This window comes from Methylobacterium fujisawaense, from assembly GCF_014138435.1.
Lineage (GTDB): Bacteria > Pseudomonadota > Alphaproteobacteria > Rhizobiales > Beijerinckiaceae > Methylobacterium > Methylobacterium fujisawaense.
The window spans coordinates 113414-140408 of sequence record NZ_JACJIM010000004.1 but is presented as its reverse complement, the minus strand read 5'-3'; the positions used below and the strand labels follow the sequence as shown (position 1 = coordinate 140408).

Genomic DNA, 26995 nt, shown 5'->3' with positions numbered 1-26995 from the left:
ATCTTTAACGCAAGAATGTCGACGGAGACTTATGGCAATGTACGTCATTGTCGATGAGCGGCCGATGGTTACCGATGGTTACGTGGCCAACTTCAATCGCGAGGGCGTGACATCGGTTGGATTAGTGGCCGATGATTTTGAAGGCTGGATTCAGTCCGCCCCCGAGACGGATCTGGACGCCGTCCAGGGCTTCCTCCTGGGCAATTGTGAGCAGCGGCCCGATCTGCCGGAGATGATTCAGAAGCGGTCCCGCGCACCCATCATCGCGATGATCGAGACCCGCTGCCTGACCGAGACGCTGGATCTGTTCAGGGCCGGCATCGACGACGTCGTCCGCAAACCGGTCCATGTCCGCGAGATCCTCGCCCGGACCGAGGCCGTATGGCGGCGCTCGCAGCGCGAGAGGGCCAGCGACAGCGTCGTGGCGGACCGGACCGCGCGGCTGAGGGTGTACTTCGACGGCCGCGACCCCGACGTCGATGGGGAAAAAATGCCCCTGCCGCGCCGCGAACGCCAGATCCTCGAATTTCTGGTCCGCAATCGCGGGCGCCGGATGACCAAGGAGCAGGTGTTCAATGCGGTCTACGGCGCCTTCACGAGCGACGTGGACGAAAGCGTGATCGAGGGTCACATCAGTAAACTTCGCAAGAAACTTCGGCAAAAGCTGAGTTTCGATCCTATCGAAGTTCGGCGTTATCTCGGGTACGCCTTTGTAAATTGACCTCTCTATCCGAGTTCTGCGGGAATCCGCTCATCACAAGGGCCGGTCTCCTGGCCGGCCCGTCGCGGACAGGCGGCCGGACGTCCATCGTCCGGTGGCCCGCATGTCCGGCATGAGAAGCAGCGCGGAGATGATCCGGCCGCAGCCTGGGCGTGCCGGACGCCGGCTCCGCGCCTCCCAGACCGCACGGGGATCAACCCGCGGAACGGCCGGACCGGACACGCGCCCCCCCCCGAGAGCGCGGCGGGAGGCCGCCACAAGCTTCGGACAAGACAGATCGAGGAAAGATCCGCCTGCAGAACAATGTTTCGCCGTACAACGAACGTTGCGGCCCAGGATACGCCCCTCGCCAGCGGGATTTTCCCGCCTCCTGACTTATCCCGTCAGAAAGCCGACAGGTCATGAACCCGATCTTTCTGTTCAACATCGCATCCCGTCAGCTGCAACATCTTGCGGCACGCCAAGCCGTGATCGCTGGCAATATCGCGAATGCCAACACGCCTGGCTATCGCGCCCGGGACCTGACCCCGTTCCGGGACCTGATGGACAAGACGGCTCTGACGATGGCGGCGACCCATACGGGCCACCTTGAGGCCAACGGTGCCGGCACGCGACCGGCGCGCGCGACGTCATCGGCCGGCTGGGACGTCGTCCATTCCGGCAACTCGGTCAGCATCGAGGAACAGATGATGAAGTCCGGCGAAGTCAGCCGCGACCAAGCCCTCAACAGCGGCGTGGTGAAGGCGTTCAACCGGATGCTGGCCCTGAGCGTGAAGGCCGGCCAATGATCGATCCGCTCGCCGCCTCATCGCGGATCGCCGGCTCCGGCATGGAGGCGCAGTCCGAGCGCATGCGCGTCATCTCGGAGAACATCGCGAACGCGCAATCCACGGGCCTCACCGCGGGAGCCGATCCCTATACGCGCAAGACGATCACGTTCCGGACGGCCCTCGACCGGGCCTCCGGGACGGCGGCCGTCGCGGTCCGCCAGGTCGGGCAGGACACGGCGCCGTTCCGGGTCGAGTACGATCCCGGGAACCCGGCGGCGGACGCGAACGGGAACGTCAAGCTGCCGAACGTGAACATGCTGATTGAGATGGCCGACATGCGGGAGGCCAACCGCTCCTACGAGGCCAACCTTCAGATGATCAAGCAGACCCGCTCGATGATCGCCAGCATCATCGAACTCCTGAGGCCGTGATGATCCAGTCCCTCGCCGCCCTCACAAGCGTCACCGACACGAACGCCGTCTTCGGCGCGGCCGACCTCGGCCTCACGATGCCCGGGATCCGGCAGGCGGCCCCTGCGGGACCCGCATCGAATTTCGGCGACCTCCTGACCCAGATCGCGGGTCAGATGCGCGACACGGTGAAGACCGGCGAGGCGGCCGCCATCTCCGGGATTCAGGGCAAGACATCCACCCAGGCCGTGGTGGAGGCGGTGATGTCCGCCGAGCAGACCCTCCAGACGGCGGTCGCCATCCGGGACAAGGTCGTCGCCGCCTACCTGGAAATCGTCCGCATGGCGATCTGACGCGTCCGCCCGCCACGACGGCGCCGCCCCGGGGCGGCGCTCAGCCCCTACCCGAACACCGTCACCCATTCCTCCCGCGCAAGGATCCGGTCATGAGAGCGCTCGCCATCGCGGCCACGGGCATGAATGCCCAGCAATTGAACGTGGAAGTCATCGCCAACAACATCGCGAACCTGAACACGACAGCGTTCAAGGCGGCCCGCGCGGAATTCAAGGACCTCATCTATCAGGCCGAACGGCCGGCGGGCGTCCCGATCCAGGCCGGCGAGTCGGCGATCCCCGAAGGCGCCATGCTCGGCCTCGGCGTGCGCAACACCGCGATCCGGAACCTGCACCGGCAGGGCCCGCTCAACAACACGACCAATCCCCTCGATCTCGCGCTCAACGGCCGGGGCTGGTTCCAGGTGACGATGCCCAACGGCGAGATCAACTACACCCGCGCCGGCTCCTTCAACAAGAACGCCGACGGGCGCCTGGTCACCGCGGAGGGCTACAGCGTCGATCCGGCGATCATCATCCCGCAGAACGCCGTCGACGTGGTGATCAACGAGACCGGCCAAGTGATGGTCAAGGTCGACGGACAGCAATTGCCGCAGACGATCGGCCAGCTCCAGATCGCCAACTTCACCAACGATGCCGGGCTCGAGCCCCTGGGCAACGGCCTGTACCGCGAGACCGCTGCCTCGGGACTTCCGGTCACCGGATTCGCCGGCGATCCCGGCTTCGGCAAGATCCACCAGGGCTATCTGGAGACCTCCAACGTCGACCCGGTCCGGGAGATCACCAGTCTGATCTCGGCGCAGCGGGCCTTCGAGATGAACTCGAAGGTGATCCAGGCCGCGGACGAGATGGCCGGCACGATCTCGAAGGGCATCCGCTAAAACCATGGCCCATGCAGCTCGCCCCGTCGGGATCGTGGCACGGATAGCGCTGGGCGCGGCCTGCACGCTCGGCCTCGCGTCCGTGCCGGCCGTCGCCGCGGAACAGGTCCTGCCGGTGCCGGTCGCCACGATCTACGCGGGCGACGTGATCAAGCCGACGATGCTGCGCGAGCAGGCCTATCCGGAAAGCTACCGGCCGCGTCTGCCGGTCGTCGACTCGGTGGCGCATGCGGTCGGACGGATCGCCCGGCGGACCCTCCTGCCCGGCGAGACGATCCCGTCGACCGCCCTCGAAGAGGCAAAGCTCGTGACCCGGGGCACCCCGACCGTGATCGTCTTCGAGGAGCACGGGGTGGTGATCACCACCGTCGGCCAGGCCCTGGCGAACGCCGCCGTGAACGAGGCGGTCAGCGTGCGGAACTTGGCGACGGGACGGGTCGTCCAGGGCATCGTCCAGCCCGATGGCCACGTCCGGACGGGGCAGCCGTGATGCGCCGGCTGCTGTCCCTTCTCCTGACCGCCCTCGCTCTCTGGCCGGCGCCTGCAGCGGCGACGCGGATCAAGGACATCGCGTCGCTCCAGGGCGTGCGCGACAATCAGATCGTCGGCTACGGGCTCGTCACCGGCCTGCAGAGCACCGGCGATACCCTGCGCAACGCGCAGTTCACGGAACAATCCCTGCAATCGATGCTCGATCGCCTGGGCATCAACGTGCGCGACCAGCGGCTGCGAACCCGCAACGTCGCGGCGGTCATGGTCACCGCCAACCTTCCGGCCTACGTGGAGCCGGGCTCGCGCGTCGACGTCTCCGTGAACTCCATGGGCGACGCCACCTCCCTGCGCGGCGGCACCCTGCTGATGACACCGCTCTCGGGCGGAGACGGGCAAGTCTATGCGGTCGCCCAGGGCGCCCTCGTCGTCTCCGGGTTCAGCGCCACTGGGCAGGCGGAGTCCCTGGTCTCCGGGGTGGCGACGGCCGCCCGGATCCCCAACGGCGCGCTGGTGGAGCGCGCCGTCGCCGGCACGTTCAACGAGTTGCCGGGCATGGCGCTCGAACTGAAGAACCCGGATTTCCGCACGGCCGTCCTGATCTCCGACGCCATCAACGCCTACACGCTCCAGAAGTACGGGAAGCGTGCTGCGAGCCCGCGCGACTACCGAACCGTCGTCCTGTCCCGGCCCGGCCATGTGGGTCGGACCCGATTCATGGCCGAGATCGGCGAATTGCAGGTCCAGCCGGATATTCCCGCGAAGGTGGTGATCGACCAGCGGACCGGCACCGTCGTGATCGGCCGGAACGTCCAGGTCTCCACCGTGGCGGTGACGCACGGCGACCTCACCGTGCGCATCACCGAGACCCCGCAGGTGTCCCAGCCCGCTCCGTTCTCCGACGGGCAGACGACCGTCGTGCCGCGGACCGACATCGAGGCGGGCGAGCGGATGGCACGCCTCGCGATCGTCTCGGGGCCCGACCTGCAGACCCTGATCCGGGGCCTGAACAATGTCGGGATGAAGCCGACGGACGTGATCGCCATCCTCCAGGCCGTGAAGACGGCGGGGGCCCTGCAGGCGGAGCTGGTGATCCAATGACCGGTCCAATCCGCATGCGCCGCATCGGCCTGGACTCCGTACGGAGCTGGCGCGGCCTTTTCCTGACCTCAGCCGTCGCGCTGTCGGCAACGCAGGCGGCCGCCCAGCAGAAGCCGGGCGAGCCGGGCAAGACTGAGGAGTCCCGTCCCGCGCAGTACTGCGCCGGCATCGCGAACGCCGCCGCCGATGCCCGCTTCGCTTGGCAGAAGGAGGCGCTCACCGCGCTGTCCAAGGATATCGAGAACCGGATCAGCCAGCTCGAGGCCAAGCGTGCCGAGTACGAGGAATGGCTGAAGCGCCGGCAAGCCTTCCTCGCCAAGGCGGACGAGAGCGTCACGGCGATCTACGCCCGGATGCGGCCCGAGGCAGCGGCACAGCAGCTGACTGCCATGGACAGCGAGGCGGCAGCCGCGATCCTGACTCGGCTCGACGCGCGCATCGCCAGCGCGATCCTGAACGAGATGGAACCGGGTCGGGCCGCGCGCCTGGCCAACGTCATCACGAACACCCCGCCGAAGAAGCCGACGCCCCAGAGGCCCGGCGAGGCCGTCAAGGCGCAGCCCCAGCCGCGTATGGACGAGGGGGACCGCCATCCGCAGGACAGCGAGACATCAGGATGAAGCGCTTGGCCGCCATCGCGGCGCTCACGGCCCTCGGGGCTTGCGCGACGCCCATCCAAGAGATCGGCCGCGCGCCGGCCCTGAGCCCGGTGGGCCTCGGCATCGATCCGAACCACGACAGCGTGCCGCCGCTCTACGTGGCGACGCAGGGTCAGGGGTACCATTCGACCTGGGCTCAGCAGAGCGCGGACCTGTTTCAGGATCCGCGCGCCAAGAATGTCGGCGACGTGCTGACCGTTCTCATCGCGATGAACGACAAGGCCCAGTTCGACAATGCCACCGACCGGTCGCGCGATTCGCGCGCCAAGTCGAGCCTGGATCTCCAGTTCGACCTGTTCGGTCTCACGCCGGAGTCGAAGAACCATTACGAGGTCAATGGCAATTCCTCGACGAAGGGGCAGGGCACCATCGACCGCAAAGAGCAGCTCCGGCTCTCCGTGGCGGCCGTCGTCACGCATCTGTTTCCCAACGGCAACCTGCTGATCAGCGGCTCGCAGGAAGTGCGGGTCAATTACGAGGTCCGTGTCCTGAACATCGCCGGCATCGTCCGTCCGCGCGACATCTCGCGCCGGAACACGATCGACTACGACAAGATCGCGGAGGCGCGCGTTTCCTACGGCGGCCGGGGGCGCCTGATGGAGGTGCAGCAGCCCGCCGTCGTCCAGCAGGTCTACGACCTGGCCACGCCGTTCTGAACCCGAGGCTGGCGAGATCCATGGCTTCCGATTCCGCATCCCGCCGCTCCAAGCTCCGCTGGCTGCTCCTCCTCGCGATGCTCACGGTCCTGGCGGTCGGGGTCGGGGGAGCGAGCGGCCTCTACATGGCCACACGGATCGAGAAGGCCGTCGACGAGCGGAAGAAGGCCGAGGAGGAGCGCGTCCAGCGGGTGGCCCCCTACGATGCGAACGCGACTGTCGCGAGTCTCGGCACCGTGGTGACGAACCTCGCCGGCCCCGGCGATGTCTGGGTCCGTCTGGAATCGTCCATCGTCGTCAAGGGTGGGGCCCTCGGCAACCCCAAGGCGATCGCCGCGGAGATCCGCCAGGACATCGTCGGCTACCTGCGCACCCTGACCGTCGCGCAGATCGAGGGACCGAGCGGCCTGAGCCACTTGCGCGAGGATCTGACCGAACGCGTCCAGATCCGAAGCAATGGCCAAGTCCAAGACTTCTTCATCGAAACACTCGTCGTCCAGTAGGGCGCTCCGTCGGCCACCTCTTCGACCCCGGCCGACAATCATCAGGATCAGTCACACCATGCTGCGTCGCGTCTGGATCGCGAGCTCGCTCCTCCTTGTCGCCACGGCGGCGCACGCGCAGAATTTCAGCCTCGACCAGGTTCTGCCCCCAGGAAACGGCTCGATCAGCGGGCGGATGATCCAGCTCATCGCGCTGATGACCGTCCTGTCGATCGCGCCGGGTCTCCTTGTCATGGTGACGAGCTTCACCCGCTTCGTCGTCGCACTCTCGTTCCTCCGCTCGGGGCTGGGCCTCCAGAGCGCCCCGGCGAATCTCGTGCTGATCAGCCTGTCGCTGTTCATGACCTTCTATGTCATGGGGCCGACCTTCGATCGTGCCTGGCAGGACGGCGTCCGCCCGCTCACCGAGAACAGGATCAGCGAGGAGGAAGCCTTCGCCAAGGTGACCGCGCCGTTCCGGGACTTCATGCTGGCCCATGTCCGACCGAAGGATCTCGACACCTTCGCGGAGATGGCCGCGGCCAATGCGTCCAAGGCGCCGGATGGCGGCAGATCCGACCTGAGGATCCTGATCCCGGCCTTCATGATCTCCGAACTGCGGCGCGGTTTCGAGATCGGCTTCCTGATCGCGCTTCCCTTCCTCGTCATCGACATGGTCATCGCGGTGCTGGTCATGTCCATGGGTATGATGATGCTGCCGCCGACGGTGATTTCGCTGCCTTTCAAGATCCTGTTCTTCGTACTGATCGACGGATGGAACATGCTGATCAGCGGTCTTGTGAAATCGTATTTCTAATCAGACCCGAAACAATTCTAAGGTCGAGGCGTCATAAATTTTTCCACAACGGGTCTATTTTGACGTTGACTTGCGAGGATAGCTAGTCCATCACATCGGCGCTGCAAATGGATCGGTCGGCCACAAAGGTCATGTCTCGTTCGGTGCAGCATTGATAGCAGGTTGAGATCCGACCCGGACGGGCGATCTCAAAGGCATGAAGCCGCCCTGCTATGCCGGCGAGAATCCGGCATGTCCCAGAAACAACGTCTTCCAAGGGACATCGTTATGTCGAGCCTGTTTACGAACAACGCCGCGATGACGGCGCAGCTGACGCTGAAGCTCATCGGCCAGAACCTGGACAAGACCAACGACGTCATCACGACGGGCCTGAAGATCGCGGGCGCTTCGGACAACGCCGCCTACTGGGCGATCGCCACCCAGATCCGCCAGGACAATTCCGCCCTCGGCGCCGTCAAGGATTCGATCGGCCAGGGCCTGGGCGTCGTCAACATCACGTACCAGGCCCTCAACACGATGGTCGACGAGCTCAAGGAGGTCAAAAGGAAGCTGACCACGGCGTCGGGCGTCGGCGTCGACCGCATGCTGATCCAGGACGATCTCAACGCGACCCTCTCCCGCTTCCGCGCCTATGCTGCGGATGCCTCGCAGGCCGGCGAAGCCTGGCTGTCGGTCGACTCGAACCAGCCCACCTACTCGCCGATCCGGAAGGTCGTCTCGGGCTTCACCCGGGTGCTGGGCCAGCCGATCCTGACGACGACCGACATCGACACGAACAAGCTCAAGCTGTACGATGCGAAGACGGGCAACGGGAGCGCCGGCACGAGTGCCGCGACCACGTCGCTGGCGGCCTGGACGACGGCGCAAGCCACGTACGACGCCGCCTATGCGGCCTACACCAGCAGCGGCAAGACCTCCGCGGACGTGACCGCCTACACGAGCGCGAAGGCCAGTTACGATGCCGCCAAGGCGACTTTCGAGGCCGCGCGGACGTCGGCGAATGCTTCAGCCAAGGTGGGCAAGGATGGCACCGGCGGCATCCTCAACAAGGAATACTCCGTGCTCGGCGCGGACAACAACGGCTTCCTCAAGGCCTACAACCTGAAATTTGACACGATGGACATCTCGACGGTCCTGCCGAACGACCTGTCGAAGATCAACGCCTACATCTCGATGGTCGACCGGATCTCCTCCGCGATGACCGAAGTGGCGGCCAACCTCGGTGCGCTCAAGTCGCAGATGCAGTCGTTCCAGAACTACACCGACGTCCTGTCCAAGGCCAACGACACCTCCATCGGCATCCTGGTGGACGGCAACATGGAAGAAGAATCGACGAAGCTGAAGGCCCTTCAGGTCCAGCAGCAGCTCGGCATCCAGTCGCTCACGATCGCCAACCAGAACACGCAGCAGATCCTCAGCCTGTTCCGGAACTGATCCGGCTCACCTGAGCAATATCAAGACCAGATCGCCGATCTGATTCAGGCCGCGCGTCTTCGGATGCGCGGCTTTTTCCTTTGCCGAAGCCGCGCGTTACGCCACCTTCGCGCAAGGTTGATCCGCCATGCGGAGGCAGAGCCACTGTGGTGGATACCGAGTCCTGCCGATGCCCGGTCGCGAACACATTGAGAAGCTGTGGAACAATATCCTGGAGCTCGGGCCCCGGCGCTTGATCGCCCTCGGGCTGGTGGGACTGACCGTGTTCCTCGCCATAGGCCTGGGGGCCTATTACCTGAGCCGCCCGCTCCGGGAGACCCTCTATTCCGGCTTGAGCCGTGACGACGTGAGTCGCATGGGCGTGGCGCTCAAGGACGCCGGGATTCCCTTCGACGTCAGTGCGGACGGCACATCGGTTCTGGTCAGCTACGGGCAGACCGCGCAGGCCCGCATGCTCCTGGCCGAGAAGGGCCTGCCCCAGAGCGGCAAGGCCGGCTACGAACTGTTCAACGACCTGGGCTCGCTGGGCCTGACCTCGTTCATGCAGGACATCACCCGGGTCCGGGCCCTGGAGGGCGAGATCGCCCGCACCATCCAGACGCTCAAGGGCGTCAAGGCAGCCCGGGTCCATATCGTGATGCCCGATCCCGGCTCGTTCCGCCGCGAGCAGCAGCCCGCCTCGGCCTCAGTGGTCGTGCGCACCGAGCCCGCCAACGATGCCTCGACCGCGCCGGCGATCCGGCAGCTCGTCGCCGCCGCCATTCCCGGCATGAAGCCGGAAAAGGTGACCGTGCTGAATACCGATGGGACGGTCCTGCTCGCCGGCGACGACGCCACCACGGCGCCGGCCGGCCGGCTGACGAGCCTCGAGCAAACCGTCACCCGGGAGATCCAGGACAACGTCCGCCGCACGCTTACCCCTTATCTGGGGCCAAACAATTTCGAAATCAGCGTTGTTGCCCGGCTCAACACGGACAAGACCAAGACGGACGAGACAATCTTCAATCCTGACCAGAAGGTCGAGCGCTCGCTGCGGACAATCAAGGAATCGGAGAGTTCGCAGAACCGCGCCCCCCAGAAGCCGACCACCGCTCAGCAGAACCTGCCCGATCAGCGCGTCCGTTCCGAGGGGACCGATGCGTCGAGCTCCGAAAGCCAGCGCCGCGAGGAATTGTCCAACTTCGAGATCTCCTCGAAGACGGTCCAGACCGTCAGCGACGGCTATTCCGTGAAGAACCTGTCCGTCGCCGTTCTGGTGAACCGGTCCCGCCTCGAGGCGCTCGCGGGCAGCGTCAAAGACGGGGCCAAGGTCGATCTGGAGCCGCAGATTTCAGAGATCGAGCAACTGGTCGCGTCAGCGGCCGGCTTCAACAAGGGCCGGGGCGACCAGATCAAGGTGGCGGCCGTCAGTTTCATCGACGAAGGTCAGCCTCTCGCCCCCACGCCGGCCCTGGGTGTCGGCGACGTCCTGATGCGGCAGTCCGGAACCCTGATCAACGCGGCCACGATCCTGATTGTCGGATGCCTGCTCATCTGGTTCGGCTTGCGTCCAGCGGTCAATGCCATCCTCGCCCGCCCCTCGGAGGTCGGAACCGAACTCACCGTCGCCCCAATGGACCTCGCGGCGGCGCTCGGCGTGCCGCAAGCGGAGCAGGTCGGGGCATCCTCGGATCCCAGCCTGATCGAGGATTTGAATGAGCACGTCGCGCGCTCGCCGATCCGCAAGCTCGAGCAGCTGGTGGAACTCGACGAGGAGCAGGTCGCCAACATCCTGAAACAATGGCTCACGCGCGACGAGGCCGCGTAATGGTGGATGCACCTCCGATCTGGACCGTATTTTCGGATGCGGGTCAGCGATCGTCCCCCACCCTTGCGGCGCTGATCGCCAAACGGGATCCGGCCGACGCGGCCGCCCCCCCGCAGGACGCCGATGCCATCGCGGCTGAGGCGCGCGCGGAAGGCCGCCGAGAGGGCGAGGCGCTGGCCGCTCGGGCGGCTGAGGCCGCCGCGGCGGCGGAACGCGCCGCGGCGGCTACCACCCTGGCGGAGACACGGCAGCGCTGGGTCGAAACGGAAGCCGCTGTCCTGGCGAACGGCTTCGCCGAGCAGGTTCAGATGCTGGAAGCCCGTCTGGCCGGGAGCCTGACGCGGGTCCTCCAGCCCTTCTTGGCGGAAGCCCTGCGGCAGGAGGCGATCCGCGAGTTGCAGGCGACCGTGTCGACTCTTGTGGCGGACAGTCAGACGGGCACGCTCACCCTGAGCGGCCCGCCGGATCTCGTGGAGGCGCTGGCCCAACGCCTGAATCTGCCGCCTGGCCGACTCGCCTTGTCGCCGGACAGCAGACCTGACCTGCGCATTCAGACGAACTGGACGGTCATTGAGACCCGGCTCCAGGCATGGGGTGACCGTATCGCCGCCCTCATCGAGGACCGCTGAGCATGGCCAACGATCACCCCGAGATCATTATCGTCCGCCGGCCCCCGCAGGACGACAACGAACATCATGGCGGCGTCTGGAAGATCGCATTTGCCGACTTTATGACGACGCTGATGGCGCTGTTCTTGGTCCTGTGGCTGACCAAGGTCACGAACGATGAGACCAAGACCAGCATAGCGAATTACTTCAATCCGATCAGCCTTTCCCAGCCTCTCCCGCTTCGGAAGGGGCTCAGCGATCCTCAGCCGGGTTCGACGGATTCGAAGGAGGGAAACAAGGCGAGCGACACGGCGGCCGCGGCCGTCACGCGGGACAGATCCGGCACCCTGCCGCCCGGATCGGCGGGGCGGGAGCGGGAACTGTTCCAGGATCCCTATTCCGTCCTGGCGCACCTCGCGACCGAGTCCGATCCGGACAAGCCCCAGAGCACCACGATCGGCGATCTCGGCGAAGCGGGTCGGCGGGGGGGCGACGTGGCCCGGGATCCGTTCGATCCGCTGTACTGGCAGGTGACCACCCTGTCGCCGGCGAAGACCGACCGGCCCGCCCCAACCGGGATCACACCCCCGCCGGCCCAGGCCAGGCCCGATGCGCGCGGAGCCGGAGACGCGGGCAGCACGGAGGCTGAACCGCCGGTGTCTGATCGCCAAGATCGCCAAGATCGCCAAGCGGCGGAGGCGAAGGCCCCCGAGGCCAAGGCAGCAGGACAGACGGCCACAGGACACACGGCGACGGCAAACAAGGTGGCGGAGATCAGGGACACCGGCGCCAAGGCGGCGGAGGCTCCCATCGCGGGGTCGGCCCCGATCCCGGCGGCGACCGCTGCGGCCCAGGCTGCGCTGCAAGCGGAGATCGCCAAGATCTTCCCGCCCTCCGCCCCCGGCCCCCGCATCGAGGTTCAGGGGACGTCGGAGGGGCTCTTGATCAACGTGACGGACGACCTGAATTTCAGCATGTTCGCGGTGGGCTCGGCCGAGCCCCGTCCCGAGATGGTGCGGGCCATGGAGCGCCTCGCGAAGGCGCTGGCCTCGCGCCCGGGCCGGCTCATCATCCGCGGCCATACTGACAGTCGGCCGTTCCGCTCGGACGTCTACGACAACTGGCGGCTCTCGACGGCGCGCGCCCACATGGCGTCCTACATGCTCATCCGAGCGGGCATCGAGGAGGCGCGGATCTGGCGCGTTGAGGGGGCGGCCGACCGGATGCCGCGCAACGCGCCAGATCCCAAGGCGCCGGAGAACCGGCGGATCGAGATCCTTCTCCAAGGAATTCCGGGATGAGGCGGATCCTGCTGGGTGCCCTCGGTGCGCTCGTCACAGGGCTCGTGGATCCAGCCGTCGCGGAACCGGCGCCCACGGCGATTCCGCAGGCGGACCGTCCCGCGCTTCCGGAGTCCGTGCCGGCACCGGCGGCCCTGGACTCCCAGGGCTTGAGGGCCGGTCCCGTTGCCGCGGTGCGGACGCTACAATTGCTGCAGGACCGGGTCGCGTCCGGCTCGGTCGCCGCCCACGAGGGTCAGCCGCGGTTGATCGCCCGGATCAACGCGGATCTTCTCGCTGCGGCACCGGAGGTCTGGGCCGACGGGCATAATGTCAGAGCCGCCATCGTCTTCTCCCTGAGCGGCGGGGGGCCGGCGATCCTGCGTCGCCTGACTGCGCTGGACGGGCTGGGCGAGCGGGAGGCGACGCTGGCCCGCGGCGCTCTAGCCTTTATCGAGGGGCGGGATGCGGACGCGAACCGCCTCCTCAGGGATTTCGACACGGCGGGTCTGCCGCCGACGCTCGCCGGTGCGGTCGGCCTCGCGCAGGCCTCGCTCATCGTGACCGAGAATCCGGTCCGGGCGATCGCCCTGCTCGATCGCGTGCGGCTGCTGCTGCCGGGGACCCTCAGCGAAGAAGGAGCCCTGCGCCGCGAGGTCTTCGCCCTCGGGCAGATCGGCGATCTGCACAGGTTCGAAGCCCTGGCGATTCAGTATCTGCGCCGCTTTCCGCATTCGGTCTACGCTGGCAATTTCAGGCAGCGCCTCGCCTACCAGTTGACCCAGTTCGATGTCGGCCGGGACGAGGCGCGCTTCGGGGCCCTCAACAGGATCGTCAACGAACTGGCTGCCGGGAGCCGGCGCGATCTGTACCTGCTGATCGCCCGTACGGCGATCCAGGAGGGCAAGACGGCCTCGGCGCGCCTGGCCGCCGACAAGGCCCTGGCGCTCTGCGGGCCCGAGAGTCCGGAGGCGGCCCAGGGACGCCTTTACCGGGCGGCGGCCGAGATCGTGGACCTGGCGACCTTCGAGCCCGGGCTGCGGACCTTGCAGGCCCTCGACCGATCCAAGCTTCCCGCCCGCGACATCCCCCTCCTCAAGACGGCGCTTGCGACGGCCGAGGAGATCGGGCGCGGTCTCGTCGGCACGCGCGTGGGGCCGGTGGCCGACACGGCGCCATCGCGACAGGCGCAGGCCGCGGCGGATTCCACCGATGGCGCGGCCAGACTGATTCCCAAGGCCCAAGCCACGATCGACCAGATCGATCTGCTCCTCCAGAAGGCAACTCCGTGACCCTGATCGCCGCCACGGTTCAGAGACCCGCGCCGAAGTCCGATCGCGAGATGGCGCGGTCCCATCCGGAGACCGACCTCCGGACCCCGCCGGACAGGGGCCGGCCCGGCGCCTTCGGGGATGTCCTGCGCGAGATCGCGGAGCCCCCCTCCACGCCCTCGTCCGACGAGGACCGGGATGATGCCGCGGAGCCGCGGGGACCTGTCGCGAAGGGCCGCCCCGACGAGGCGACCGTGACACCCGCGCTCTCCCCCGCCGATCCGGCAAGCGCCGCCGCGACGGTGCTGGCCAACGTCCTGAACACCGCCCATCCGGCGGCCGCCTCCGACGCCCCCGCGACCGGCGGCTCTCCGGGGCCGCGCATGACAGCCCCCGACGCCGCAGCCCGTTCTGCACCCGCATTGGTGCGCGGAGCAGGATCCGCGCAGGGGCTGCTCGCCGGATCAGGACCCAAGCCGGACGTCACGGTGCTCGACCGCGCGGTCCATTTCAAACCCGTGCTACCCCCGGCAGCGCTACCCGAGTCTGGGGCCGCCGAAGCTGCGCCAGCGGCCTCCGGGGCACCAACCGTGGCTGGACAGAACCCCGCCCGGACGGGACTGAGCGACGTCATCGCCACCGCGGCGCGGACGCTTCAGGCCGCGACCGGTCTCGCGCCCCAGGGTCCGGCAGACACGGCGATGCCCGCCGAAGCTGCGCCGGCGGCCTCCGGGGCTCCCTTTGTGGCCGGACAGAACCTCGCCCGGCCGGGACTGGGCGACATCATCGCCACCGCGGCGCGGACGCTTCGGGCCGCGACCGGTCTCGCGCCCCAGGATCCCGCAGACACGGCGGTGCGCGCGGCCATCGCCCCGCCCGGCACGTCCGACCTGAGCGTGCCTGCGGACAGCCATGCGGTCCCCGGAATCGCCCGTACGATCCTCGCGGCCGCAGGCCACCAGAGCCGGGCCGGCAGTTCCGTCCCGACCCCCAGGGACAGCGTCGGGACAGAGACGGGCCTGCCCGCCATCACCCTGCCGATGATCGCCGCTGCCATCGAGGATGAGATCGCGCGTGCGGTGCCGGCCCGTCCGGATGCGGTCGGCAATCACGCCGACCCGGCGACCGGAACCGCGCCCGACGGACCGCTGCGGGTGCTCAGGATCCAGCTGAGGCCGGAAGAGCTGGGAACCGTCACCGTGGAGCTGCGACTGGCGAATGGCCAGCTCGAGACGCACCTGCGCGCCTCGCGGCCGGAAACCGCCGCGCTCCTGCAGCGGGATGCGGCCATCCTCACGGACCTCCTCAAGCAGGCGCACCACCAAGCCGATGTCACCGTCGCTCAAGCGCGACCGGCCGATGCGGGAGGCTTTGCCGAAGGTGCTCCGTCGCAGGGTCAGTCCTCCTTCGCAAACGGGGGGGCTCGACCGGGTCACCGGGAGGATGGGCAACGACAGGCGGCGCATCGTTCGGCCACCGGCCGGCGCGACGGAGAGCGGATCGATGAGACGATACGTCCTCGCGACGGCGGCATTTATCTGTAGCGCGGTTCCGGCCGCCGCAAACGTGTGTGAGGCCGAGATGGGCCGCGCCTCGGCCCGTTACGGCGTGCCTCTCGGCGTCCTCTACGCCGTCGGCCTCACGGAGACGGGCAAACGCGGCTCGCTCCAGCCCTATGCCATGAACATCGAAGGAACGGCCTATTTCGCGACCGGGCCCCAGGACGTGCTCGCCCACTTCACCGAGGCGCGCCGCCGGGGCGCGCGCCTGATCGATCTCGGCTGCATGCAGATCAATCACCATTATCACGGCGGCAAGTTCGGCTCGGTCGAGGCCATGATCGACCCGCACGCGAACGTGGACTACGCGACGCAATTCCTCCGGGACCTGAAGAAGCGGGAAGGCAGCTGGACGATGGCCGTGGCGCGCTATCATGCCGGCCCGCACAACAACGCGGCGCAGAAGATCTATATCTGCCGGGTCGTGGCGAACATGGTGGTGACGGGTTTCGGCCAGTGGACGCCCGCCGCCACGCGCTTCTGCCAGTGAGAGCCGGAAGGCAGTCCGGAAGCGTCCATGGAACCAAGGGAAGAACCGGGGTCTTTCGCCAGAGGCCACCCGACACCTGGCGATCACCGGGCAGGACGGCGGTCATCGTCCGTTCACGGGCCTGGAGGAGCCGCATGACCGACGCCCCAGAGCCGCCGGAAGCACCATCCGGGAAGATGGCCCTGCTGGTGGCCCTCACTCTCGCGGCCGTCGCCGCCGCCGCCTATGTCCTGATCCGTATGGATTAGTCCGGCCGTCGCCGCGCCGACGGACGATCCCGCTCCGTCGCTACAGGATTCGACAGCTCCCGTAGCTGACCTTGATCGCATTGCGCTCCTCGGGATTGAGCTGCGCCTCGACGAAGTTCAGCTTGTTCAGGTCGATCAGCAGGAAATAGACGCCGTTCTGGCATTTGATCGCGTTGCGCGGCGTGCGCTCATTCAGACGCGGCGAGGCGGTCTGACACTCGTAATAGTCGGAGCGTCCTGCCGAGATCACGGTCAGCAGGCCGCCGCTGGTGACCAGCGAGAACGTCCGGGCCTTCTGGGGCTGCGGCTTCGCCCCCTCCGGCGTGGCGGCATCGAGACCGACGGACGCCTCCTCCGTACACGTCATCGGACGGCGCAGCTGGGAGGCGGACGGCGTGATGCTCAGCAGGAGAAGCGCACCGGCGAGCGCTACCCGTTTCGCGATCATCGGCGAGGGATCCGTGATTCGTGGGTAGTTTCTACCCACAAGCTAGGCCTTTACCCGTCGGTGTAAATGCCGCCTGCTCGGGCGGAGAGGCCGATCAACAGATTTGCCCGCTCGTTCCATTTCACGGCGCGCGTGATTACGGGTCAAGCCGGTCTCGCCGAGGACGGCCACCCGGCTTCCGCGGCCGGCGAAACGGGCTCTACGCCTCCGGGACATCTGGATTGTCGTTGGCGGCCGCTTCGGCATCGCGCCGCGCCGCGATCTCCGTGCCGATTTCCATCAGCAGCAGCCGGGACAGGAGCTGCATCGTCGACGTGCCGTGTAGGGCCAGGAGTTGATGGGCCGCGATGGCCGTCTCCACCATGCGGTCAAAACCGTCTTCGTCGGACATGGCGGGGCGGTAACCTGGTTGAATGCCGAGCATACAACTTAAAGGTATGGATCGAGTTCGATCGCCCGCGCAGAAACAGGAGGCCCCATGATCCCGCCCGGCCAAGCCGACGTTCTGCTGAGGAGATTGGCCGAGGCACTCGAAAGTCCGGTCGAGATCTTCTTCCAGGAATCCGGCTCCGAAGCCGGAGGCGCGTCCGGATCGGACTGCGACCCGATGCCGACCCTGGAGCTGCTCCGCCTGTGGCATGCCTTGCGGGAGCCGCGGAGCCGGCAACGGGTCCTGGCGGCCGCTCGTCAGGAGGCCCGGAACCTGCGCGCGACCGGCGCGACGGACGCGGCGGCCGGCTGATCGAAGCCCGGCCGCGCAGCCGCCTTCAGAGGCTGCGGCGGCCGGGTCGCGCGTGCGCTGTCAATGGCTCGCGGACGGGGGCGCGGGTACGGCCGCGAAGGTCAGGACCGTCGCGGGGAGGGCGGGCGCCGCCGGTGCGGCCGGCTTGTCCTGCGGATCCGGCTTGTCCTGCTTTGCCATGCGCTTGTCGCGCTTCTCGTAGAAGGCATTGCCCCCGGCGACGGCCACGTAGTGCATGTTGGTGTAGGGGAACCGGTGGCCGGCGGTGTGGAAATACATCGCCTTCCCGACCTTCGGGTGGCGCTCGCCGGCCAGGACGGCATCGGCGGCATCGGCAACCTTCAGCAGGTCCTTCTCCTGCATCGGCTTGGTGAGCACGCCCGGCGCGAACTGTCCCGGCTGGCCGACAACCGCGCAGATGCCCCCCGGGAAGACCGCATTCTCGAGCCGGTTCATGACCACCGTCCCGACGGCGACCAGCCCGTCGCTGTCGCTCCGGTTCGATTCGAAATACATGGCGCGGCCGAGACAATCGCGCTCGGCATCGCTGACGACCATCGGCGGCTTGCGGTCGGGGATCGACCCCGTCGTGAGAACCGGCGAAGCGGTGTTGCAGGCCCCCAGGCCCCCGGCTACCGCCAGGACAATCAGTGCAGGACCGACCTTCGTCCTCTCGCTACCCTGCATGCATGTGCGCTCCGTGCTCCCCCCAGCCTGCCGCGTCGGGCGGTGTTCCGCTCCGACCGGGCGAAGGCCAAGCTTGACGGCACGTTCGCGGCGAGGATGTGGCGAGGGCGTTCCCGCCTCGGGGCCGGCCCTGAACCCGGGCCTCAGTGCTGGCCCTGGCCGGCGGCCAGGATGGTCACGCCCACGGCGATCACCGCGATGCCCGCCAGCATCGTCGGGTTGATCGCCTCGCCGTACAGCCACGCGCCGCCGAGCGCCGCGCCGATCATGCCGATCCCCGACCAGATCGCGTAGACGACGCCGATCGGCAGCAGGTCCATGCTGGTCGACATCAGCCACAGGGCGGTCCCGTATCCGAGGGCCACGATCACCGTCGGTCCCGGACGCGTGAAGCCTTCGGCGGCCTTCAGCGCCAGGGTGGCGGTGACCTCAGCGCTGATGGCGAGCCCGAGGATCAGGAACGGATTCATGGCACGGCGAACTTTCGGGCTGCACGGGCTGCGTGAATCGGGCGGTCGAGGCGTGTAGAACCTGTTTCGAATCGGACGCCCGAGCAGACGGAGGAGCGCAGGGCCGGCCCAAGTCTGCTTCGAATCGGCCGCAGGACATCGGCGGCCGCCGCCCGACACAAGGCCACAGATCCATGAACATTTCCGAACCAGCGTCCCGGACCTTCGCGGGCGATGAGCCAGGCGCACCGCGCCCGGTTCTGCGGCCGGGCTTGGGCCGATTGGGGCTTTCGTTAAGCCCTCCTGCGCATGGTGGCTGCGCGCCGGCCCACCGCCGCGATGGCGGCCGCGCGACAGCGACGATCCAGAGCGACACAGACCCAGCATGACCGCGTCCTTGGCGATCCCGGACTCTCCGGCCCGCACGCGCCGGGGCCGCCGCTGGGGCGTGATCGCGGCGGCGGGCGGCGCCGCCGTTCTGGGTTGCGCCTGGACCGCCGCCGCGCTGATCAACGTCCCCGACCCCGTCACCCTGACGGCCCTTGCGGTCATCGAGCCGTCGTCGGTGGGCACGTGGTTCCCGAGCCGGATCGTCCAGGCCCCCGCGCGGGCGAGCGATCTGCCGGCCCGGCCGCGCCCGATCCTCGACCGCGTCCCCTGGAAGGGGAAGACCGTCCCGCTGATGGATGTGCTGGCGGCGACCCACACCAACGCCTTCCTGGTGGTGCAGGACGGGGTGCTGATCCACGAATGGCAGCGCGCGGGAACCGGACCGGAGACGCTGTTTCCCTCGTGGTCGGTGGCGAAGTCCATCGTCTCGCTGCTGGTCGGCGCCGCGGTGGCGCGGGGCCAGCTCGCCGAGACCGACCGGGTCTCCGCCCTCCTGCCCGAATTGAAGAACGGCGCGGTGTTCGGTCAGATCACCGTGCGCAACCTCCTCGACATGGCGAGCGGGATCGCGGTGCCGGAGAACTACGATCCCCGGCATCCCCTGACCGGTACCGCGGGGATGTACCTGACGCGCGACATCACGGCCTTCGTGCGCGACAACGCGCATCTGGCGTTCAAGCCCGGAAGCAAGGGCCGCTACCGCAGCATCGACACAGAGCTGCTCGGCCTGATCCTCGCCCGGGTCGAGGGCAAGCCCCTGGCCGACATCCTCTCGGAGCGGATCTGGAAGCCGATGGGTGCCCAGGCCGACGCCACCTGGAACCTCGACCGGCCCGGCGGCGTCGAGAAGGCGTTCTGCTGCATCAACGCGACGGCCCGCGACTTCGCCCGCCTCGGCCTGCTGGTGGCAGACCAGGGCCGGCTGAACGCCAATCGCATCGTCCCGGCCCGCTGGATCGAGCGGATCATGACGCCGGCCCGGCGCGACGTCGACGGCTGGCAGTACTCGGCCCAGTGGTGGCACGCCCCGGGGGGCGAGGACGACGACATCTCGGCGATCGGCGTCTACGGCCAGTACATCTACGTGAACCGCGAGACCGGCACGGTGATCGTCAAGCTCAGCGATCACGGCGCCGAACAGGACGAGATCGACACGCTCGCGGTGATGCAGACCATCGCGGCCGATCTCGCCGCCGATCGCCCCCCCGCTTCACGCAAGGATCCTTGAGCGGGGCGCCGCGGCCAAGGCTTAGACCGAGAAGGCTTCCACCGAGAAGGCTTCGGCCAACAAGGCTCCGGTCGAGGCCCGGTCAGGCCTCGGTCGGTCCGCCCCCCCGCACGGAGGACTGCTGGGTGAGCGGGCTCAGCGGCGTCAGACCCCGTGCCCGCCAGTTGCGCAGGAGACGCCATCCGACCCGCCGCCACGCGATCGACGGGACCGGCGAGGCCGGATCGACGAGGGCGCTGAGAGCCCGCGTGTAGTCGAGCACGAGGCCCGGGGTCCAGGTCATCGACCGCGCCCCGTTGCGCAGGAAGGCCGCCGCCCAGAATTCCGGCGTGGTCAGCGCCGCGGCGAGCTGCCGCCAGGGATGACCGCCGCGGCTGAACGCGCCCTCGACCGCGATGTCCAAGGCCTGGGCCACCGTGGTGGAGCAGTTGCGACTGATGAAATTGTAGGTGGTGTCGGCGCTGTAGTACGCCCAGAACGCCCGCAACCGGGCGGCGTCGATGCCGTTGAGCGTCACCGCCACCGTCGCCGGGCACCAATCCGCCACCTCCGCCTCGTGGGAGGGCAGAAAGCGTCCGGGCACGTCGTTCTCGGGGCCGGCCCGCAGGCTCGACCGCAGGTTGGCAGGCGAACGGTCGATCTCCACCGCGGGATAGTGGCTGATGTAGAGGTCGTCGCCCTGCTGCAGGGCGGCGTGGCCGGTGGAGAACCGCCCCGCCTTGTCGACGGAGGCGACGTAGCGCCGGATCAGCCGCTGGCCGGCGGGGGTCGTCGCCTGCCCGGTGGGGGTCCAGACATAGACCGTCAGGCTGCCGGGCTCGGCGTTGCCGACGGAGGCGGCCGGCTCGGCTGTGCCCAGGCGCCGGGTGCGCAGCCCGGCCAGCGCGAGGTTGGCCCCGTTCAGGATCAGGAACATCCCGATGCAGTAGCCCACCGTGCCGGCATACCAGGTCGGCCAGGGCTGGAGATGGAACAGGCCGAAGGCGATGCTGAGGCCGCCCAGGGCCACCGACATCCGCCAGCCGGAAAACTTCAGCAGGCTCGCGATCGTGATCCGGACCACGCCGTCCACCGTGAAGGCGATGCCGAAGATCATGGCGAGCAGGAAGGTGCTGTGCCGGGTGGCCATCATGATCAGCACCGCCATCACCGACAGCAGCACGCCCTTGAACAGGCGCAGCCGGCGGGCGGCGCCGAGCGCGGACAGGCCGGCGGCGAGGGAACTCACGCCCTCCGCCAGCAGGATCAGGCCGAACCACCGGTCCGGAACGTGGAGCGCCCCGTCCAGGGAATCGATCGCCACGAGGATGCCGAGCGACGACCACAGCAGGCCCGTGGCGACGATCAGGTGCCAGTGGCGGCGGACCGCGGCCCGCCCGACGAGGAGCATCCAGAGGGGCGCCATCCGGCCGCCGGCGGCGTCCGCGCCGCCCGGTCCGGGCGCGTCGAGCGCCGAGAGCGCACGCGGGATGGAGGTCGAACACGGTCCGGACATAGGGGTCGCCCTCGAAAGCGCGCGTCAACGAGCCTCTCGCACAGATCCCGCCATGCCGTCACGGCCGGAGCGAGGCTCCCGACACGCACGAGGTCTGAGGAGCGCGCGAGGCGCACGATCGAGACGACGATCCACAACTTGCCTGAGGACTTTGTTAATCGCGGCCTCGCACGGGCTCCCGCGCGGGTCGCGGATGGCCGGGACGACGACCGTGCCGCCGCCTCGCCCGCGCCTCCCGCGGCCCGGCGGCATCCCGGATTGTCCCACGTCTCCGCGACTGATTCGGCCGCTGACAGCCTGTCATCGCGCGACCATTCGCAGTCATCGGCCGCAGGCCGCCGCAGCAAACGCCGCCACTGCGCAATATTTGCGAAGCCTCCCGAGATGGCAACCTCATGTTGCCTCGCAAGAACAGAATGTGTTCAAAGCACATCTTAAGATAAACCGTAGACAAATCGCACAGTTTTTGTATTGTTACGCGCCAATCTTGGCAGACTCGAAGCAATTCGGCGCATGATCGGGCGGTAAATCACGATCAAGAGTTCGGATTTGTCGGTGCGCTGATGCTCAAGCTTCGTTTCTACGCACTGGGGGATACATGAATACGATCGAATTGAACGAAAAGGCCTCAGATCTGAACACAGATCTGATCAAGTGCACGGCTTCACTGGTTGCGGCTTACGTGTCCCGGAACGCGGTGGGGGTGGGGGACCTGCCGGTTCTGATCGATCAGGTGCATACGGCCATAACGGTCCTGCAGGGGAGCGCCTCGGGATCCGGTGCGGGCTGGACCGGCCCGACCGCCGCACAGATCGAATCCTCGATCCAGCAGGATGGCCTGATCAGCTTCATCGACGGCCGGTCCTACAAGACCCTGAAGCGCCACCTGACCGCGCACGGCCTGACGCCCGAGCGCTACCGGGCCAAGTACGGCCTGCCGGCCGACTACCCGATGGTCGCCCCGGGTTACGCCGCCAAGCGCTCGGAGATCGCCAAGGCGATCCAGCTGGGCCACAAGGCGGCCTGAGCGAAACCCGGTCCGCACCGCCCCTCGACGCCCCATCCGGGCGCCGAGACGGGTGCCGAGACGGGCGGGCGCGGATCCGGGCTGCGGGCCGGCGCGGCAGGATTGCCCCGTGGGGGCCCGCCGCGCGCGGGCGCGGCTCAGACCCGGGCGACGGCCAGGGTCCCGTCATCGATGGGAACGAAGCGGACGCCCGCCCGGCGCAACGCATCGACCGCGTGCAGGCGGGACCGGCTCCCCCGATGCTCGCTGTCCTCCTCCAGGCGCCGCACCGTGGAATGCGACAGGCCGCTCGCCTGGGCGAGATCCATCATCGACCAGTCGAGCAGGGCCCGGGCGGCGCGCAGATGGTGCCCGGTGACGGAGTGCTCCAGGCCCTCGTGCGCGCCGACCGGCACGGGGGCATGGCTGCGGACAGGGTACTTGAGGCCGCCACGCCCGAGATAGGTCCCGTCCAGGTCCCAGATCGGCATCGTGAGAATCCGGAAATGCCAGAGCTCGCCGTTGGCGAGACGCTCGTGGGCCGTACCCTGGAAGAACGCCCGCCGCTCGATCCGCTCCGCGGCCGCCGCCTGGAAGGCGCTCCGCTCCTCCGGAACGATCAGGAGATACGGATCGGCGCAGATCTCCTCGAGGGGGAGGCCGTGGACCTGGGCGACCGCGAACGGGATTTCGCGGATGCGATCGAGGCCCATCGAGAAGGTCGTGATGTGCTCCGTGAGATAGAGCGCGCCCTGGCGCCGCCGCTCCTCCTGCCGCAGGCGCGCCAGCTGCTCCCGGTCGCTCACGTCGAGCGCCGTGCCGTTGAGGGCGACGGGGCGCCCCTCCGTCGAGAACCGGATCTCCATCGTCAGCGACAGGGTGCGAACCGTGCCGTTCGGCCGGATCACCCGCACGATGACCTCGCGCGGGACATGCCCCTGCCGGATATCGGTCAGCGCCGGCATCAGGTGCCGATCCTCCGGGTGGATCAGGCTGAGCAGCAGGTCATAGCGCGCCTTCGCGGCATTCGGCACCAGACCGAGCAACCGGTAGAATCCCGGAGACCAGATCTGCTCCCCACCCGCGAAGACCCAGCTCCACGCACCGCTCATCCCACGACTTTCCGTGAGAGTCAGGAACTCTCCCGAAGAAAATGTCAGAGCGCTTAAAGCAGTATGGAACATCTCAGCACCGCGCGGACCATATCATCGTTCCACACATCCGAACAAGGAATTTTTATTGCAATTAATTCATAATTAAGCTCAATGTTCAAGCAATAATGTAAAATGTTTTGCGAGATTTATTTTACAATACAGCATTCCTATCCAATCCGATCCAGATCATCGTGATACAGCCCATGACCTGCGGGCTTGCGCCTGCCAATCTCCGCAACACGGACATCCCGCCTGCGGAACCCTCATCCGCCCCCGCGGCGCGCCGCCTGAACCGCATCGCGACCGGCTCTCGATCAGCGCACCCGCAAAAGTTGGCACCGTGTCTCGCTCACGCATGTTTCAAAACAATGATCATCCGCGATAACATTGGATCTATTCCGGACAAGAGGCTTGACAACGCCATATTTCCCCGAGCTATTCATTGAATATTGGATAAATCGCGATCCATATTCATAAAGAAGATATTTTAATACGCCGGGCCACAAGACGATTTCATAAATATTACGGAGCAAATATTTATTCTCGTCACCTCGCGCCGGCGGCCATGGTCGCGTGTTCAATCGGTCGCAGGTCCGCACGGAGGGGCGCGGATCCGGGATCCGGTGCGGCCGCGCCGGCGGACGGTTGACAGGTCGGGCCGAACAATGCGGGGAGGTGGGCCGCACACCGGGAGGAACCGCATGAGGGTCGCCTGCATCGGCGAGTGCATGGTCGAGCTGTCCGAACGCCCGGACGGGACCCTCGTCCAGGGTTTCGGCGGCGACACGCTGAACACCGCGCTCTATCTCGCGCGTCTCGGCGTCAGGGTCGATTACGTGACGGCGCTGGGTGACGATGCCTGGAGCGACGCGATGGCGGCAGCCTGGGGCCGCGAGGGCATCGGCCTCGACCGGGTCCGGCGGCTGCCGGGCCGGATGCCGGGGCTCTACATCATCCGCACGGATGCCGCGGGCGAGCGCAGCTTCCACTACTGGCGTGATCGCGCCGCGGCCCGGGACCTCTTCACCGAGCCCGGCGCCGCCGAGACCGAGGCGGCACTGGCCGGCTACGACCTCGTCTACCTGTCCGGCATCAGCCTCTCGCTCTACGGCGAGACCGGGCGCGCCACCCTGTTCGGGACGCTGGCGCGCCTGCGGGACCGAGGCGGTCGGGTGGCCTTCGACACCAATTACCGGCCCCGCGGCTGGCCCGACCACGACGAGGCCCGGGCGGCCTTCCGCGCGGCCCTGGCGCTGGCCGACCTGATCTTCGCCTCGGCGGAGGATCTGGACTGGCTCTTCGGCGCGGCGGGGGCGGACGAGGTGCTGCGCCATCGCGGTCGGGCCGAGATCGTGCTCAAGGCCTCCAGCGGATCCGGGCCCGTCGCCCGGGTGCTGCACGGGACGGCCGACACCGCCGTGCCGGCCGGGCCGGCGGTGCGGGTCGTCGACACCACGGCCGCGGGCGACAGTTTCGCGGCCGGCTATCTCGCCGCGCGCATCGCCGGGCTGGCACCGGAGGCCGCCGCCGGCGAGGCCCATCGCCTCGCCGGGGCGGTGATCGGGCATCGCGGCGCCGTGATTCCCCGGGACGCGATGCCGGCACCCGCCGTCCGGCAGCCCGCTCCGGACGCCTGAGGGTCGCCGGGACCGGGGGCCGCCCTTGAGGCGGACAGGCGCAACCGCTACCTCTGCTCCCGGGGGACGATCCCCGCAGCTTCATCGCCGCGCGTGGTGCGGCCGAGAGGGCACCCGTGGCGCCGAGTCCCCCGCCGATTCCCCCGCCGATCCAGATTCCCGAGCCCGACGCCGCCGCGGGCGGCGGCGCCCCGAAGACGCGGGTCAGCGCGCGCGGCCGGCTGCGCACCTACTTCCTCACCGGGATCATCGTCGCCGGCCCCCTCGCCATCACCGCCTACATCACGTGGTGGTTCATCGCGCTGATCGATTCGTTCGTGAAGCCGCTGGTGCCGGCGAGCTACCTGCCGGACCATTACCTGCCGTTCTCGATCCCGGGCCTCGGCCTCGTGATCGCCTTCCTGGCGGTCACGCTGCTCGGCTTCCTCACGGCCAACCTCGTCGGCCGTTCGGTGATCGAGTTCGGCGAAGTCCTGCTGGCGCGGACGCCGGTGATCTCCGGCCTCTACAAGGGCCTGCGGCAGATCTTCGAGACCCTGTTCTCGGCCAACGGCACGTCGTTCCGCACGGTGGGGCTGGTGGAGTTCCCCGTGAAGGGCACATGGTCCGTGGTCTTCCTGTCGGCTCCCGCCGGCCACGAGGTCGAGGGCGCGCTGCGCGCCCGGGGCGCCCCCGCCGACGAACTCGTCGGCGTCTTCCTGCCCTGCGCCCCCAATCCGACCACGGGCTTCTTCTTCTACCTGCCCCGCGCCGAGGTGGTGGAACTCGCCATCAGCGTCGACGACGCCGCCAAGCTGGTGATGTCGGCCGGGGTGATCCAGCCCGAGGATCCGCAGGGGCGCCTCAACGCCATGGCGGCGACCCTGCGGACGGCCCAGCAGGCCGGCGGAACGGTGTCGCGTCGGGAGCCGCAGGACGCGTGAGGCCGCGCTTCCGGGCCAGGCCCGCTTCGGGCGCGTCGCCCGCCCGGCTCCGAGACCGACCCGTCACCGCGCGCACAACACGGCGACCCGGTCGCGGCCACCCGCGCGGCGTGACGCGCCGCCGGATTGCGTCGTCTCCCTCGCAAAGCCCCTGAAGGCGGGGCCGATGCCGCCTGCAGGGCGGACGAAAAAGGCCGGCCCGCACAGGTGCGGACCGGCCTGGAATGCCTTGGAAATCCCGTCCGTTCCGCGGCGGCTCAGCGCTGCAGCGAAGCCGTCTGCGGAGCGATGGTCGGCGGGGTCGCCTGCGCGACCGTCACGGCGCTGCGGGGGGGCGTCGGCCCCCAGCCGGCGGCGCATTGGAGCGTGAGGGCGAGACCCAGCGCGATGCACAGCCCGTTGGCGGCCAGCCAGAAGGGGCGGGCGGCCCGCCGCACGGCGGCCTGCAACTCGTCCGCGGTCTTGCCGGCCGCCTCGGCGGCGCGATCCGAGATCGGCAGCAGCCAGGGCTCGGTCGGCAGGGCTTGGATACCGGCCATCTCGTGGGAGCCCGGCAGGTTTTGGAACAGTCCGTTCGACATGTCCGTCCTCCAGATTCGTCCGTGATGTCCCGGCTTACCGGGCCATTCGTTCATCTCCAGTTAAGGGAAGAATATGGCTGATGCAAGATCGCGCGGCCTGTCCGGAGCCTGCCGGGCCGCCGCCAAGACGCGGCCAAGCTTCCGCCTAATCCCAACAAGTTCTTAATAAGATTGGTCTTTCCCGAGAGCCTGTGACATTGCGGCATCGGCCTCCCGGCT

The 26995-nt window shown here is 68.0% G+C and carries 30 protein-coding genes; 23 read left to right on the top strand and 7 right to left on the bottom strand.

All coding sequences use genetic code 11. The features are described from left to right. Positions 1 to 37: 37 nt before the first annotated feature. The 18 genes from GGQ91_RS13295 (at position 38) to GGQ91_RS13210 (ending at position 15788) form a co-directional block, all read left to right on the top strand. Entirely contained in the window at positions 38 to 721 is a 684-nt protein-coding gene (locus GGQ91_RS13295) for a response regulator transcription factor (protein ID WP_043357246.1), read from the top strand. Between the two features lie 401 nt (positions 722 to 1122). After that, positions 1123 to 1509 (top strand): flagellar basal body rod protein FlgB, encoded by a 387-nt coding sequence (gene flgB / locus GGQ91_RS13290; RefSeq protein ID WP_043357248.1) that lies wholly within the window; start codon positions 1123 to 1125, stop codon positions 1507 to 1509. After that, entirely contained in the window at positions 1506 to 1922 is a 417-nt protein-coding gene (flgC, locus tag GGQ91_RS13285) for a flagellar basal body rod protein FlgC (protein WP_043357249.1), read from the top strand. Before flgB ends, flgC begins: the two co-directional genes overlap by 4 nt. Further along, on the top strand, positions 1922 to 2254 hold the full coding sequence (locus tag GGQ91_RS13280) for a flagellar hook-basal body complex protein FliE (protein ID WP_182592182.1): 333 nt from the start codon (positions 1922 to 1924) through the stop codon (positions 2252 to 2254). The genes flgC and GGQ91_RS13280 overlap by 1 nt, the downstream gene beginning before the upstream one ends. A 92-nt stretch (positions 2255 to 2346) precedes the next feature. Continuing rightward, positions 2347 to 3135 carry a flagellar basal-body rod protein FlgG gene (gene flgG / locus GGQ91_RS13275; RefSeq protein ID WP_043357253.1) on the top strand — a complete coding sequence of 263 codons (789 nt, stop codon included), beginning with the start codon at positions 2347 to 2349 and terminating at the stop codon, positions 3133 to 3135. Positions 3136 to 3139: 4 nt separating this feature from the next. Further along, entirely contained in the window at positions 3140 to 3625 is a 486-nt protein-coding gene (gene flgA / locus GGQ91_RS13270) for a flagellar basal body P-ring formation chaperone FlgA (RefSeq protein ID WP_043379616.1), read from the top strand. Further along, on the top strand, positions 3625 to 4725 hold the full coding sequence (gene flgI, locus GGQ91_RS13265) for a flagellar basal body P-ring protein FlgI (protein WP_043357256.1): 1101 nt from the start codon (positions 3625 to 3627) through the stop codon (positions 4723 to 4725). The genes flgA and flgI overlap by 1 nt, the downstream gene beginning before the upstream one ends. Positions 4726 to 4739: 14 nt before the next feature. Then, positions 4740 to 5345: a MotE family protein gene (locus GGQ91_RS13260; RefSeq protein ID WP_051045105.1), complete on the top strand. Its 606-nt coding sequence runs from the start codon at positions 4740 to 4742 to the stop codon at positions 5343 to 5345. Further along, on the top strand, positions 5342 to 6040 hold the full coding sequence (flgH, locus tag GGQ91_RS13255; RefSeq protein WP_043357258.1) for a flagellar basal body L-ring protein FlgH: 699 nt from the start codon (positions 5342 to 5344) through the stop codon (positions 6038 to 6040). Before GGQ91_RS13260 ends, flgH begins: the two co-directional genes overlap by 4 nt. Before the next feature lie 20 nt (positions 6041 to 6060). Continuing rightward, a complete protein-coding gene (locus GGQ91_RS13250; protein ID WP_043357260.1) occupies positions 6061 to 6543 on the top strand; it encodes a flagellar basal body-associated FliL family protein in 483 nt (160 codons plus the stop codon). Positions 6544 to 6601: 58 nt separating this feature from the next. Next, positions 6602 to 7339: a flagellar type III secretion system pore protein FliP gene (fliP, locus tag GGQ91_RS13245; protein WP_043357262.1), complete on the top strand. Its 738-nt coding sequence runs from the start codon at positions 6602 to 6604 to the stop codon at positions 7337 to 7339. Between the two features lie 267 nt (positions 7340 to 7606). Beyond that, positions 7607 to 8773, top strand: a complete 1167-nt coding sequence (locus GGQ91_RS13240; RefSeq protein WP_179698622.1) for a flagellin N-terminal helical domain-containing protein — start codon at positions 7607 to 7609, stop codon at positions 8771 to 8773. A 169-nt stretch (positions 8774 to 8942) separates the two neighbouring features. Continuing rightward, entirely contained in the window at positions 8943 to 10580 is a 1638-nt protein-coding gene (gene fliF / locus GGQ91_RS13235; protein WP_043379619.1) for a flagellar basal-body MS-ring/collar protein FliF, read from the top strand. 2 nt (positions 10581 to 10582) lie between these two features. After that, the gene (locus GGQ91_RS13230; protein WP_182592181.1) at positions 10583 to 11209 is read left to right on the top strand and encodes a hypothetical protein; all 627 of its coding nucleotides are present in this window, start codon (positions 10583 to 10585) and stop codon (positions 11207 to 11209) included. 2 nt (positions 11210 to 11211) lie between these two features. After that, positions 11212 to 12489 (top strand): MotB family protein, encoded by a 1278-nt coding sequence (locus tag GGQ91_RS13225; RefSeq protein ID WP_182592180.1) that lies wholly within the window; start codon positions 11212 to 11214, stop codon positions 12487 to 12489. Next, on the top strand, positions 12486 to 13760 hold the full coding sequence (locus GGQ91_RS13220) for a chemotaxis protein (RefSeq protein ID WP_182592179.1): 1275 nt from the start codon (positions 12486 to 12488) through the stop codon (positions 13758 to 13760). Before GGQ91_RS13225 ends, GGQ91_RS13220 begins: the two co-directional genes overlap by 4 nt. A 281-nt stretch (positions 13761 to 14041) precedes the next feature. Continuing rightward, complete coding sequence (locus GGQ91_RS13215; protein WP_343066789.1) at positions 14042 to 15283, top strand: flagellar hook-length control protein FliK; 1242 nt, start codon at positions 14042 to 14044, stop codon at positions 15281 to 15283. Further along, entirely contained in the window at positions 15243 to 15788 is a 546-nt protein-coding gene (locus GGQ91_RS13210) for a transglycosylase SLT domain-containing protein (RefSeq protein ID WP_075380073.1), read from the top strand. The genes GGQ91_RS13215 and GGQ91_RS13210 overlap by 41 nt, the downstream gene beginning before the upstream one ends. Positions 15789 to 16076: 288 nt before the next feature. Here GGQ91_RS13210 and GGQ91_RS13205 read toward each other — a convergent pair whose 3' ends face one another. Continuing rightward, positions 16077 to 16484, bottom strand: a complete 408-nt coding sequence (locus GGQ91_RS13205; RefSeq protein ID WP_043357279.1) for a hypothetical protein — start codon at positions 16482 to 16484, stop codon at positions 16077 to 16079. Positions 16485 to 16683: 199 nt separating this feature from the next. Then, entirely contained in the window at positions 16684 to 16875 is a 192-nt protein-coding gene (locus GGQ91_RS13200; RefSeq protein ID WP_043357287.1) for a hypothetical protein, read from the bottom strand. 87 nt (positions 16876 to 16962) lie between these two features. Here GGQ91_RS13200 and GGQ91_RS13195 point away from each other — a divergent pair, with 87 nt between their 5' ends. After that, on the top strand, positions 16963 to 17226 hold the full coding sequence (locus GGQ91_RS13195; protein ID WP_043379630.1) for a hypothetical protein: 264 nt from the start codon (positions 16963 to 16965) through the stop codon (positions 17224 to 17226). 60 nt (positions 17227 to 17286) lie between these two features. On the opposite strand, the gene GGQ91_RS13190 is transcribed toward GGQ91_RS13195, so the two are convergent. Further along, positions 17287 to 17913: a cell wall hydrolase gene (locus tag GGQ91_RS13190; protein ID WP_051045108.1), complete on the bottom strand. Its 627-nt coding sequence runs from the start codon at positions 17911 to 17913 to the stop codon at positions 17287 to 17289. A gap of 143 nt (positions 17914 to 18056) precedes the next feature. Further along, a complete protein-coding gene (locus tag GGQ91_RS13185) occupies positions 18057 to 18383 on the bottom strand; it encodes a DMT family transporter (protein WP_182592177.1) in 327 nt (108 codons plus the stop codon). 364 nt (positions 18384 to 18747) lie between these two features. On the opposite strand from GGQ91_RS13185, the gene GGQ91_RS13180 reads away from it, so the two are divergent. Beyond that, on the top strand, positions 18748 to 19980 hold the full coding sequence (locus GGQ91_RS13180) for a serine hydrolase domain-containing protein (protein ID WP_182592176.1): 1233 nt from the start codon (positions 18748 to 18750) through the stop codon (positions 19978 to 19980). Between the two features lie 82 nt (positions 19981 to 20062). Here GGQ91_RS13180 and GGQ91_RS13175 read toward each other — a convergent pair whose 3' ends face one another. Next, positions 20063 to 21475: a DUF4105 domain-containing protein gene (locus tag GGQ91_RS13175; protein ID WP_043357293.1), complete on the bottom strand. Its 1413-nt coding sequence runs from the start codon at positions 21473 to 21475 to the stop codon at positions 20063 to 20065. A gap of 598 nt (positions 21476 to 22073) precedes the next feature. Between GGQ91_RS13175 and GGQ91_RS13170 the strand changes: the two genes are divergently transcribed. Beyond that, the gene (locus GGQ91_RS13170; RefSeq protein ID WP_043357295.1) at positions 22074 to 22502 is read left to right on the top strand and encodes a Ros/MucR family transcriptional regulator; all 429 of its coding nucleotides are present in this window, start codon (positions 22074 to 22076) and stop codon (positions 22500 to 22502) included. A gap of 137 nt (positions 22503 to 22639) precedes the next feature. Here the strand turns inward: GGQ91_RS13170 and GGQ91_RS13165 are convergent, their stop codons facing one another. Beyond that, positions 22640 to 23593: a PAS domain-containing protein gene (locus GGQ91_RS13165; protein WP_236961451.1), complete on the bottom strand. Its 954-nt coding sequence runs from the start codon at positions 23591 to 23593 to the stop codon at positions 22640 to 22642. 743 nt (positions 23594 to 24336) lie between these two features. On the opposite strand from GGQ91_RS13165, the gene GGQ91_RS13160 reads away from it, so the two are divergent. Both GGQ91_RS13160 and GGQ91_RS13155 read left to right on the top strand, forming a co-directional pair. Continuing rightward, positions 24337 to 25272, top strand: a complete 936-nt coding sequence (locus GGQ91_RS13160) for a sugar kinase (RefSeq protein ID WP_182592175.1) — start codon at positions 24337 to 24339, stop codon at positions 25270 to 25272. Positions 25273 to 25388: 116 nt separating this feature from the next. Continuing rightward, positions 25389 to 26195: a DUF502 domain-containing protein gene (locus GGQ91_RS13155; RefSeq protein WP_374701387.1), complete on the top strand. Its 807-nt coding sequence runs from the start codon at positions 25389 to 25391 to the stop codon at positions 26193 to 26195. 257 nt (positions 26196 to 26452) lie between these two features. On the opposite strand, the gene GGQ91_RS13150 is transcribed toward GGQ91_RS13155, so the two are convergent. Then, positions 26453 to 26776, bottom strand: a complete 324-nt coding sequence (locus tag GGQ91_RS13150) for a hypothetical protein (protein ID WP_043357302.1) — start codon at positions 26774 to 26776, stop codon at positions 26453 to 26455. Positions 26777 to 26995 lie beyond the last annotated feature (219 nt).